This is a genomic window from Aquitalea denitrificans (assembly GCF_009856625.1).
GTDB classification, from domain to species: Bacteria; Pseudomonadota; Gammaproteobacteria; order Burkholderiales; family Chromobacteriaceae; genus Aquitalea; species Aquitalea denitrificans.
Genome location: NZ_CP047241.1, coordinates 314955 through 326450 on the forward strand (window position 1 = coordinate 314955; position 11496 = coordinate 326450).

Annotated in this window: 10 protein-coding genes; 6 read left to right on the plus strand and 4 right to left on the minus strand. The window is 56.7% G+C overall.

The genetic code is table 11. The annotated features are described in order from the left end of the window. The first annotated feature begins 90 nt into the window (after window positions 1–90). Window positions 91–1584 carry an amino acid permease gene (locus GSR16_RS01460; RefSeq protein WP_159874815.1) on the plus strand — a complete coding sequence of 498 codons (1494 nt, stop codon included), beginning with the start codon at window positions 91–93 and terminating at the stop codon, window positions 1582–1584. Between the two features lie 15 nt (window positions 1585–1599). On the opposite strand, the gene GSR16_RS01465 is transcribed toward GSR16_RS01460, so the two are convergent. After that, a complete protein-coding gene (locus GSR16_RS01465; RefSeq protein ID WP_159874816.1) occupies window positions 1600–2100 on the minus strand; it encodes a GNAT family N-acetyltransferase in 501 nt (166 codons plus the stop codon). Window positions 2101–2121: 21 nt separating this feature from the next. Further along, the gene (locus tag GSR16_RS01470; RefSeq protein WP_159874817.1) at window positions 2122–2664 is read right to left on the minus strand and encodes a gamma carbonic anhydrase family protein; all 543 of its coding nucleotides are present in this window, start codon (window positions 2662–2664) and stop codon (window positions 2122–2124) included. 135 nt (window positions 2665–2799) lie between these two features. On the opposite strand from GSR16_RS01470, the gene GSR16_RS01475 reads away from it, so the two are divergent. Next, window positions 2800–4836, plus strand: a complete 2037-nt coding sequence (locus GSR16_RS01475) for a M3 family metallopeptidase (RefSeq protein ID WP_159874818.1) — start codon at window positions 2800–2802, stop codon at window positions 4834–4836. Window positions 4837–5153: 317 nt separating this feature from the next. Here GSR16_RS01475 and GSR16_RS01480 read toward each other — a convergent pair whose 3' ends face one another. Then, complete coding sequence (locus tag GSR16_RS01480; protein ID WP_159874819.1) at window positions 5154–5330, minus strand: hypothetical protein; 177 nt, start codon at window positions 5328–5330, stop codon at window positions 5154–5156. A 386-nt stretch (window positions 5331–5716) separates the two neighbouring features. Between GSR16_RS01480 and GSR16_RS01485 the strand changes: the two genes are divergently transcribed. The 4 genes from GSR16_RS01485 to GSR16_RS01500 all read left to right on the plus strand — a co-directional run bounded on the left by GSR16_RS01485 (window position 5717) and on the right by GSR16_RS01500 (window position 10164). Beyond that, window positions 5717–7339: a phosphoethanolamine transferase gene (locus GSR16_RS01485; protein WP_159874820.1), complete on the plus strand. Its 1623-nt coding sequence runs from the start codon at window positions 5717–5719 to the stop codon at window positions 7337–7339. A 71-nt stretch (window positions 7340–7410) separates the two neighbouring features. Further along, window positions 7411–8184 carry an exodeoxyribonuclease III gene (xth, locus tag GSR16_RS01490; protein WP_159874821.1) on the plus strand — a complete coding sequence of 258 codons (774 nt, stop codon included), beginning with the start codon at window positions 7411–7413 and terminating at the stop codon, window positions 8182–8184. Window positions 8185–8339: 155 nt separating this feature from the next. Next, window positions 8340–9041: a rhodoquinone biosynthesis methyltransferase RquA gene (gene rquA, locus GSR16_RS01495; protein ID WP_159874822.1), complete on the plus strand. Its 702-nt coding sequence runs from the start codon at window positions 8340–8342 to the stop codon at window positions 9039–9041. A 136-nt stretch (window positions 9042–9177) separates the two neighbouring features. Next, window positions 9178–10164 (plus strand): hypothetical protein, encoded by a 987-nt coding sequence (locus tag GSR16_RS01500; protein ID WP_159874823.1) that lies wholly within the window; start codon window positions 9178–9180, stop codon window positions 10162–10164. A 157-nt stretch (window positions 10165–10321) separates the two neighbouring features. Here GSR16_RS01500 and GSR16_RS01505 read toward each other — a convergent pair whose 3' ends face one another. Continuing rightward, window positions 10322–11104, minus strand: a complete 783-nt coding sequence (locus GSR16_RS01505) for a ferredoxin--NADP reductase (RefSeq protein ID WP_159874824.1) — start codon at window positions 11102–11104, stop codon at window positions 10322–10324. Between the last annotated feature and the right edge of the window lie 392 nt (window positions 11105–11496).

Sequence of the window (11496 nt, forward strand, 5' to 3'; positions counted from 1 at the left end):
CGGCTCTTAAACATCTGCGCCTGCGCTGCCGTGCGTTTGGTATCACCACCTGAAACACCGCTTGCCATATACCGACCATAAGGAGTGACCATGGCTAACCCGGACTTGATTGCCAGTAAAGACCTCATCGCAGCACCTGCCTTGCAACGCAATATCACGCCGTTTCAATCGTTTGCAGTGGCCTTTGGTTTTGTGTCGATTGCCACCGGCATCTTTTCTGCTTATGGGGCCATGTTGAGCACTTCCGGACCGATGGGAATCTGGACCTGGCCGCTGGTGGTGTTCGGCCAGTTGATGGTGGCCCTGGTATTGGGTGCGCTGGCGGCACGCATCCCCGTCACCGGTTATGTCTATCAATGGGCATCGCGCCTTGGCAATCCGGTGTTTGGTTGGATCATGGGCTGGATCAGCTTTACCTTTCTGGCCATTGTCCTATGCGCGGTGGATTACACCATCCCCGCCACGGTATTGCCGGTGCTGCTGGGCTATACCGGTTCGGTAGAAAATGCATGGTGGATCACCGCCTGCCTGATCTTTGCCCAGGCAGGCATGATCGCCCTGTCCACCAAAGTGACCCAAGGTTTCAATGCCCGTGCCGTGATGGTGCAATTGATCGGCATGATAGGCCTGATCATTTTGCTGTTTGGCGTTGGGCATTTTTCCGGGCAGATGCATTACGCCAATCTGTTCAGTACCGGCAATATTGCCGCTACCGGCTATTTTTCCTTGGGCGGCATGACGGCAGTTGGCCCTTGGGTAATGGGGACTTTGATGGGGGCCTTCACCATTGTCGGCTTTGAGTCAGCCGCCAATCTGGCCGAGGAAACCCACGACCCGGCGCGTGTGATTCCGCGGGCCATGTGGCAGGCCGTGCTGTCGCTGGGTCTGATCGGCATGCTGTTCCTGATTGCGGTGACTGCTTTGCTGGGCGATCCGCAGGGGCCGGTATCAGCCACTCCGATTGCGGATGTGGTTACCCGGATACTGGGCGGCTATATCGGCAAAGCGCTGCTGATCATGGTGGTGATATCCATTTATTCTTGTGGACTGGTGATTTTGCTGAGCGCCACCCGGTTGGTCTGGGCCATGTCGCGTGATCAACGTTTTCCCGGCTGGCACTATTTCCGTAACATCCATCCCCGCTTGCATACGCCACTCAATGCGACCCTCGGCGTGGCCTTGGTGGGGCAAGTCATTTTGGCGGCATTCTCCGGTGATACCGATGCGCTGTTCACCCTGTTTTCGGCAGCAACACTGCTGCCTGCCATGATCTATGCGGTATGTGTAGTGATGTATGCGTTGAAGCGGCGCAGCCTGCCGCCCACGCAGGGTTTCTCGCTGGGGGTGTTTGAGGTGCCGGTGCTGGCATTGGCCTTGCTGTGGCTGGTGTTTGAGCTGGCCATCTTCCGCGACGCATCCTTTATCAAACCCTGGATCTATGTCGGTCTGATGTTACTTATCGGTGCCGTATATCTGGCCAGCCTGTTACTGCGTGGTGGCACGGCAGCATTAAAAATGCCGGATATGGAGTCGATTGATGCCGTGATGGATGCTCGCCCCGAAGACCGGGCTAACCGCGGCTAACCATCCAGTACCTGCTCAGCGGCTGCTCAGTAGCAAACACGGCTGGCCATCGAGGTCGAATGGGGTTTCCACCACCATGCCCAGCCGTGTGTGGGCTTTGAGCGAGGCCTGATTGTCGGCATGAATGAACAGCACCGCCTGTTGGCCCGGCAGTTGCTGCTGTAGCTGCTGCCACATGGCGTTCAGCAAGCCCTGGCCGCGTGCCCGTGCCGCCAGGCAAACCGGGCCGTAGAAATAGAATGGTCCGGCGGCATGATGCAGCCTGGCCATCTGAACCGCTACCGGGCTGTCCTGATGCCGGCTGCTACTGGTAAACAGCACGCCCAGCAGGCCGGCGGCGTCTTCCGCCAGCACTACCGGCATGCCATCGGCCAGGGCCTGCATCAGCCAGTGGCTGATTTTTTCCAGCGGGAAATCGCCATGCAGGCTACCGCCCTGGCTGCTGCTTTCGGGCAACATCAGCGCGGCAATGGCTGCTGCGTCACTCGCTTTGGCATCACGCAACCGTGGCAGCATGGCTTTATCTCCTGCGGAAATTCATTCCAGATTCGGTTTGTGTTTGTTGGCCACGCGAATATAGTGCTCGGCGGAATACTTGAAGTAGGCCAGCTCCTGCTCGGTCAGTTTGCGGGCCTGTTTTACCGGATTGCCCAGGTACAGATAACCCGACTCCAGCCGCTTGCCCGGTGGTACCAGACTGCCGGCGCCAATCAACACCCGGTCTTCGATGATGGCGCGGTCCAGAATGATACTGCCGATGCCCACCAGCACTTCATCGCCAATGGTACAGCCGTGCAGGGTGACGTGATGGCCGATGGTGACATGCTTGCCGATGTTTAGCGGCGCGCCGGCGGGGTCGCTATCGCGCTTGTGGGTGACGTGCAGCATGGCAAAGTCCTGGATATTGCTGCCTTCACCAATATGAATGGCGTTGACATCACCGCGGATCACGGCAAATGGCCATACCGATGCATTGTCCGCCAGCGTGACATCGCCAATCACCACGGCGGCCGGATCGATATAGCAGGAGTCGGCAATCTGCGGTGCGCTGCCATCGTAGGGGCGGATATTGCGATTCATCAGAACGTCCTCATCTAACAGGTTCAAGATTCCCTATCATATAGCAATGGCGGTAGCCTGTTTGTTGGCGACCGCCTGTTTCAATATCGGCACCGTGCCACCCCAGCGGCTGCCAATTGCCACAGGAAGTGAACAATGAGCCTCAATCCGCTCCTCGACTTTACCGGCCTGCCACGTTTTGCCGAAATTCGTCCCGAGCACATCAGCCCGGCCATCGAACAGTTGTTGGCCGAAGCCCGTCAGACCGTGGCGCAGCTGACCGCCCATGTGGATAGTCCGAGCTGGGAAAACTTTGTCGATCCGCTGACCGATGCCACCGAGCGCCTGTCGCGCGCCTGGGGCGTGGTGGGGCATTTGAATGCGGTGGTGAATACCCCGCAACTGCGCGATGCCTACAATGCCAATATCGCGCCGATTTCCGAATTCTGGACCGAGCTGGGACAGAACCTGGCCTTGCTCGGCCAATTCAAGGCCATTGAAGCCAGCCCGGCCTATACCGGCTACAATGCCGCACGCCAGAAAATCATCCAGAACGATCTGCGCGATTTCCGCCTGTCCGGTGCCGAGCTGCCGGAAGCACAGCGCCAGCGCTATGCCGCCATTCAGAGCCGTCTGGCCGAGTTGTCCGCCCGCTTCGAGCAGAACGTGATGGACGCTACCGACGCCTTCAGCCTGTATCTGGAAGACGCCAGCGAGCTGGATGGTGTGCCGGAAGACGCGCTGGCCCTGTTTGCCGCTGCCGCCCAGGCCGATGAAAAAACCGGTTACAAGATCACCCTGCAGTTCCCGTTTTACTTCCCGGTAATGCAGTACGCGCACAACCGCGCGCTGCGCCAGAAGCTGTACGACGCTTATGTGAAGCGTGCGTCCGAGTTTGGCCTGCCCGAGCACGACAATACCGAAATCATCCGCGAAAAACTGCAGCTCACCCGCGAAGAAGCCCAGCTACTGGGATTTGCCAATTTTGCCGAGCTGTCCTTGTTTACCAAGATGGCGGAAAGCCCGGCACAAGTGATTGCCTTCCTGCGTGATCTGGCCGCTCGCGCCAAGCCGTTTGCGGTGAAAGACCGTGCCGAGCTGGAAGCCTTTGCCAGCAAAGAGCTGGGCTTCTCCGACCTGCAAGCCTGGGACATTGCCTATGCGGCAGAAAAACTGCGCGTAGCACGTTATGCCTTCTCCGAGCAGGAAGTGAAGCAGTACTTCCCGGAAAGCAAGGTGCTGCCTGGTCTGTTCGGCGTGGTCAACACCCTGTATGGCGTGGAAGTGCGCGATAGCAGCGCCCCGGTATGGCACGATGATGTCCGTTTCTACGACATCATCAAGGATGGCCAGCTGGTAGGCAGCTTCTACTTTGATCTGTACTCACGCGAGGGCAAGCGCCCCGGTGCCTGGATGGACGACGCCCGTGGTCGCCGCAAGAAGGGCGACACCATGCAAACTCCGGTGGCCTATCTCACCTGCAACTTTACCCGCCCGGTGGGCGACAAGCCGGCGCTGTTCACCCACGACGAAGTGATCACCCTGTTCCACGAGTTTGGTCACGGCCTGCACCACATGCTGACGCAGGTGGAGGAGCTGGGTGTTTCCGGCATCAATGGCGTGGAATGGGATGCGGTGGAGCTGCCCAGTCAGTTCATGGAAAACTTCTGCTGGGAATGGGACGTGCTGCAAGGCATGACTGCCCATGCCGAAACCGGCGAAACCCTGCCGGCCGCCTTGTTCGACAAGATGCTGGCGGCCAAGAACTTCCAGAGCGGCATGATGACGGTGCGCCAGCTGGAGTTCTCGCTGTTTGACATGCTGCTGTACACCGATTTCGATGCCACCACTGGCGATTGGCTGGCGCTGCTCGATACCGTGCGCCAGGAAGTGGCAGTCAACTTCCCGCCGTCTTACAACCGCTTCCCCAACAGCTTCAGCCATATCTTTGCCGGTGGTTATTCGGCAGGCTATTACAGCTACAAGTGGGCGGAAGTGCTGTCGGCTGATGCCTATGCCGCTTTCGAAGAGGCGGGTGGTGCCAATGCGGCGACTGGCAAGCGCTTCTGGGATGAGGTACTTGCGGTCGGGGGCAGCCGCTCGGCGCTGGAATCCTTCCGTGCCTTCCGTGGCCGCGACCCGCAGATTGACGCGCTGTTGCGTCATTCGGGCATGGTGGAAGAGGCGGTCTGAAACGTAGACAAATATTTACGCGGGGGAGGGAACTCCCCTGATGGGGGCTGGCTCTAATCTTTGCTCAACGGGTTATCTCCAAGAGCAGCAAGCGAGCCAGACGCTTATCCCTGCCCCCAAGGACATCGATATTGTGTCTTTTCCTGCCCCCAATCCCCCTTGGGGGTATTTTTTTGTCCAAGGGCAACGGCAAATGAAAACACCGCCTGCTGGCGGTGTTTTTTGGTGCTTTCAGTGAGATGACGTCTCCGGGATTCTTGCCGATGGTGGCTTGCACGGCGGGCTGCCATCAGACGGGAATCGCCATTTCACTAAAATCAGTTGCCGGAGCCGTTTTCCGTCTTGTCAGTCTGGCCTAGGCGATGGCGCTGGGCAAAGCCCGGAGTGCGCAGGGTAAAGGCATCGCTGAAAGGGCGCAGGGTAGAGCGGTGAGGATTCTTGGTCGGGCAGAGGGGATGTTGCTGGGAATGCAGGGGTTTGGATTGTCTGGACAATTTTGGTCTACCAGTGATGAACACGAAGCCATTCTAGCCAGCATCCTGTTATCTGGCAAATTTGATCAAATATGATGTTGTTTATTTGCCTGGCCTGCAGGGTGGGGCGGTGCAATCTGCAGTGTTTCCTGTTTGGTGGCCTACCGATTTTTCTGCCAGCCTGCTGTTTGTAATAAATCGGCACAGAATTGCCATATTTCCGCGAAATTAATCGGGTAAGATGGCGTCGATTTTCAGCCATGTTCTGAGTGCAGCAAGCAGATGCATGCGCTGACCGTAGATGGTGGTATCACCGATTACATGCGGCCGCAGCGACCAACACTGCGGCCGGTTTCATTGCCGGGCGGGATGCCCCTGCGCATCCGTCCCTTGTTGATGAGGACAAAATGGTTTTCAACCGTTCCATCCGGCCAGAGCGCCTGATCCTGCTGGTGTCGCTCGTGCTGGTTCTGTTTTACAACTTCCCGTTCTGGCACGAGATGCTGCGCATTGTCGGTCCGCTGGATGCTCAGGGCATCAAGTTGTTGCTGGAGTCCTTCCTGCTGGTGACTGCGTTTTACAATCTGGTGCTGTCGTTGTTCAACTGGCCTTATATTGGCAAGCCGCTTATCGCCCTGTTGCTGCTGATCAGCTCTTTCATCAGCTATTTCATGAACCAGTACGGGGTGATGATCGATGTGCACATGGTGCAGAACGCGGTTCAGACCGATCACAAGGAAGTACGTGATCTGCTGACTGGCAAGATGGCGCTGTTTGTTGTTGTGCTTGGGCTGCTGCCAGCCTGGTGGGTGTTCCGTCGGCAGATCCAGTGGCGTAGCCCGCTGAAAGAAGGTGGTGTGCGTCTGCTGACCGTGCTGATTTCAGCCGCCGTGCTGGTGGGCATTGCCTTTGCCGCCTATCAGGACTTTGCCTCACTGTTCCGTAACAACCGCCAGCTGCGCCATTACCTGACCCCTTTCAATTACTTGCAGGCTACCAATGGTTATATCCAGGACCATTATTTCAGCGGCCCGGTGGTAATCAGCCCGCTGGGTGAGGATGCCAAGCGTGATGCTGCCTGGAGTCAGCACAAGCGCAAGACTGTTTTTGTGCTGGTTGTTGGTGAAACCGCCCGGGCCGATCACTTCTCGCTCAACGGCTACCCGCGCAACACCAATCCCAAACTGTCGGCGCAGAGCGGTTTGATCAATCTGCCCAATGTGCATTCCTGCGGAACGGAAACGGCGGTCTCAGTACCGTGCATGTTCTCCAATATCGGGCGTGCCAATTACAGTGGTGACAAGGCGGCACGACAGGAAAACGTGCTGGATGTACTCAAACGTGCCGGTTATAACGTGATATGGCGAGACAACCAGTCTGGCTGCAAGGACGTGTGCAACCGGGTGACGCTGGAAGATGTCACCACCAGCAAGGACGACAAGCTGTGCAGTACCGGTGAGTGCTGGGATCAGATCCTGATCAAGAATGCCCAGCAGCTGATTGACCAGTCCGACCGCGATGTGGTGCTGGTACTGCACCAGATGGGTAGTCATGGCCCGGCCTACTACAAGCGTTACCCGCCGGCCCTGGAGCAGTTCAAACCAGTATGCCAGACCAGTGAACTCTCACGCTGCCCGCGCGAACAGATCATCAATGGTTTTGACAACTCCATCCTCTATACCGATACCGTGCTCTCCGGCATCATCGACTTCCTGCGTGCCAACCAGCAACGCTATAACACCGGCATGCTGTACATGTCCGACCATGGTGAGTCGCTGGGTGAAAACGGCATGTACCTGCATGGCACGCCCTATCTGTTTGCGCCGGAAGCACAAAAGCATATCGGTGCCATGATGTGGTTCTCCGACAGCTTCCAGCAGGAAGTCGGGCTGAACCAGCGTTGCCTGGAAGGGCGTAAGGCAGAGCCTTACTCGCATGACAATCTCTTCCATTCGCTGCTGGGCTTGCTGGGTGTGCATACCAGCGTCTACAACAAGCAACTGGACATGTTTGCGCCTTGTCGCCAGTAAGGGTGATTTCCGAATAAGACGCAGCCGTCGGATAAGGGCGGCTGCGGTGATATGCAAGCGAGAACCAAGAAATGCAATTAGCCACCTGGAACGTCAACTCACTCAAGGTTCGTCTGCCGCAGGTCGTGGAATGGCTCACGCAGAGCCCGGTCGATGTGCTTTGCCTGCAGGAACTGAAGATGGATCAGGATGTGTTTCCGCTGGCCGATATCGAAGCTGCCGGCTACCGTGCCGCCTGGTTCGGTCAAAAGACTTACAATGGTGTGGCCATCCTGGTCCGCGCACCATTGCAGCTGGACGATGTGGTACTGGGCATTCCCGGTTACGACGACCCGCAACGCCGGGTGATTGCCGCCACGGTTAACGGCGTGCGGGTGATCTGTGGCTACTTCGTCAATGGCGAGGCCGTTGATTCTCCGAAGTACCCGTACAAGCTGGAATGGCTGGGCAAGCTGCATGCCTACGTGGCCGATGAGCTGACGCGTCACCCGCAACTGGCGCTGCTGGGCGACTACAATATCGCCCCGGAAGATCGCGATGTGTACGACCCGGAAAGCTGGCATGAACAGGTGCTGTGCAGCACGCCGGAGCGCGAGGCCTTTCGCGGGTTGATTGGACTGGGGCTGGCGGATAGCTTCCGTCTGTTCAATCAGGAGGACAAGCAGTACAGCTGGTGGGATTACCGCGCCATGATGTTCCGTCGCAACAAGGGCGTGCGCATTGATCACATCCTGATCACCCCCGCACTGCAAGTACGCGCCAGCAACTGCATCATCGACAAGACGCCACGCAAGTGGGAGCGTCCGTCCGATCACACCCCGGTGGTGCTCACCCTGACAGACTAAGCTGTTGCAACCCGAAACAACGGCCCTTACAGGGCCGTTTTGCATTGGCAAACAACAAGCTGGCGGGAACAGGGCAAAGCTTGGCCTAGCTCAAATGAAATAATATTAGCATTTGCTAAACTTCATTGATGAATAGCTAAGATCAAGGTGCCATCATGAGCCGCAACCACCCACCGCTGCCGTGCAACCCCTATTACGAAGGGGTGCCGGACTACATGACCGAAGTCTACGACTGGGCCTACGTCAATCCGCGCCGTGCCGCGCTGCTGGACCGTAATCTGGTCGTCAGCACACTGCTTTTTCTCAATGACCAGCGCTTGATGCAGCGCTACTTGCAGCAAATCCGTCCCGGCATGCGCGTGTGGCAAGTGGCCCATGTATATGGCGATCTGGTACAGAAGGCCGCTGCCAAGGTGCGCAAGCATGGCGAGTTCATTCTGACTGACATTACACCGGTGCAGGTAGAGCACGGTGCACGCAAGCTGGCTGCTTATCCACAGGCACGGGTAGTACGGGCCGATGCCGCCAGCTACCAGCTGGAACAACCGGCAGATCTCATTTGCAGCTTCTTTTTACTGCATGAGGTGCCGGACGATCTCAAGCATCGCATTGTCGACAACATGCTTTCCCAGTTGCAAGCCGGCGGCAGGGCGGTTTTTGTCGACTATCACAAGCCAGCCCCCTGGCAGCCTGTCGGCTGGTTGCTCAAGTGGGTCAACCGGGTGCTGGAACCATTTGCCGAGGCGCTGTGGCGCAATGAAATTTCCAGTTATGCCAGTGATGCCGAGGCGTTTGACTGGCACAAGGAAACACTGTTTGGCGGTGTTTACCAGGTGCTGACCGTGACCCGGCGCTAAGTCTGTACGTAGCGTTACACGGGCTTACATAGCACTCACAGACGGCCAGATTGGGCAGGGCTAGGATACGACTCATGGAAACACCACTGCGGTGTCTCGGAAAGAATACTCCCCACTTGATATTGGAGAACGCAACATGAAAAAACTGACCCTGCTCGTTTTGTCTGCCGCCTTCGGTCTGAGCTCCGCTGCTGGTTTCGCCGCCACCAACGCTTCTGCTCCGGCTGCTGCTTCCGCCCCGAAAGCCAAAGCTGCCAAGATTCACCACGCCAAGAAAGGCGTGAAGAAAGTAGAAGCTTCCGCTCAGAAAGCCCAGGCTGCTGATGCTTCCGCACCGGCTAAAAAGGCTGCCAAAAAGCACCACGCCAAAAAGCACGCTGCCAAGAAAGTAGACGCTTCCGCCCAGAAAGCCCAGGCTGCTGATGCTTCCGCACCGGCTAAAAAGGCTGCCAAAAAGCACCACGCCAAAAAGCACGCTGCCAAGAAAGTAGACGCTTCCGCCCAGAAAGCCCAGGCTGCTGATGCTTCCGCACCGGCTAAAAAGGCTGCCAAAAAGCACCACGCTAAAAAGCACGCTGCCAAGAAAGTAGACGCTTCCGCTCAGAAAGCCCAAGCTGCTGATGCTTCCGCACCGGCTAAAAAGGCTGCCAAAAAGCACCACGCCAAAAAGCACGCTGCCAAGAAAGTAGATGCTTCCGCTCAGAAAGCCCAGGCTGCTGATGCTTCTGCACCGGCCAAGAAGCACGCTGCCAAAAAGCACCACGCTAAAAAGCACGCTGCCAAGAAAGTAGACGCTTCCGCTCAGAAAGCCCAGGCTGCTGATGCTTCTGCACCGACCAAGAAGCACGCTGCCAAAAAGCACCACGCTAAAAAGCACGCTGCCAAGAAAGTAGAAGCTTCCGCTCAAAAAGCCCAAGCTGCTGACGCTTCCGCTCCGGCCAAGAAGCACGCTGCCAAAAAGCACCACGCTAAAAAGCACGCTGCCAAGAAAGTAGAAGCTTCTGCTCAGAAAGCTCAAGCTGCTGATGCTTCCGCTCCGGCTAAAAAGCACGCTGCCAAAAAGCACCACGCTAAAAAGCACCACGCTGCCAAGAAAGCCGCTCCGGCTTCCGCAGCAAACTAATCAGACGTCAGCGTCTGGCTCGCAATAAGCAAAAGGAGGCTCCGGCCTCCTTTTTTGCATTTGCCACTTCCTCAATACCCGGTAGTACTGTGTGCGGGCAAAGAAAAACGCCATCCAGCTGGATGGCGTTTTGTCTATTGCGCGGGGAAAGGCTAAATCACTTTTCCACAAAGGCGCGTTCGATGGCGTAGTCGCCCGGTTCGCCCATGCGCGGAGATTCCTTGAAGCCAAGACCGTTCAGGATTTCGCACAGGTCGTGCAACATGGACGGGCTGCCGCAGATCAGTACGCGGTCGTTTTCCGGGTTCAGCTGCGGCAGGCCGATATCGGCACACATCTTGCCGTTGGTGATCAGGTCGGTCAGACGGCCCTGATTGCGGAACGGCTCGCGGGTAACGGTCGGGTAGTAGATCAGTTTTTCTTTCACGATGTCGCCAAAGAACTCGTTTTCCGGCAGCTCTTTGGTGATGTAGTCGTGATAGCCCAGCTCGTTTACCCAGCGTACGCCATGGGTCAGGATGACCTTGTCGTAACGTTCGTAAACTTCCGGGTCCTTGATGATGGACATGAACGGTGCCAGGCCCGTACCGGTAGACAGCAGGTACAGGTTTTTGCCCGGCAGCAGGTTATCTTGCACCAGGGTGCCGGTGGGCTTCTTGCTGATCAGGACGGTATCGCCCACTTGCAGGTGTTGCAGCTTCGAAGTCAGCGGGCCGTCTTGTACCTTGATGCTGTAAAACTCCAGATGCTCTTCGTAGTTGGAGCTGACAATGGAGTAGGCGCGCATCAGCGGCTTGCCGTTTACTTCCAGGCCGATCATCACGAATTGGCCGTTGATGAAGCGCAGACCGGCATCGCGGGTGCAGGTGAAGGTGAACAGGGTGTCGTTCCAGTGGTGAACCGACAATACCTTTTCAGCGGTCAGATTGGGGGAGGACATATAAATTGCTGCTCGCTATCCAAAAGAAATCAAGGAATGAGTGGTTGCGGCGATTTTACCCTTTTCAGGGGCGCTTGACTAAACATTGCTAGCCGTTCTCACTATGTCATTCAACATAATGAGCAAATCACCACGACGCCAAGCCTGCAACAGCTTCTGGCACGCTATGGCTGTCTTGCGGCGGGAAAGTCAACTGGAACAGGATGTTACCTTAAAGGATGGGGCAACCCTAACGATTTCTTTCCGCTGTGTTTATTCCTGTTTGTTCTTAGTGAAGCGTTGATTTAGATCAGCGAATTGTATTGCTGGCTACGCTAGTGCATAAAGCTGTTTACCAGTCAGATGTTGTCTGACAGTGTACGAAACCAAGCTGGAGAGCCATTCTTTTGTCA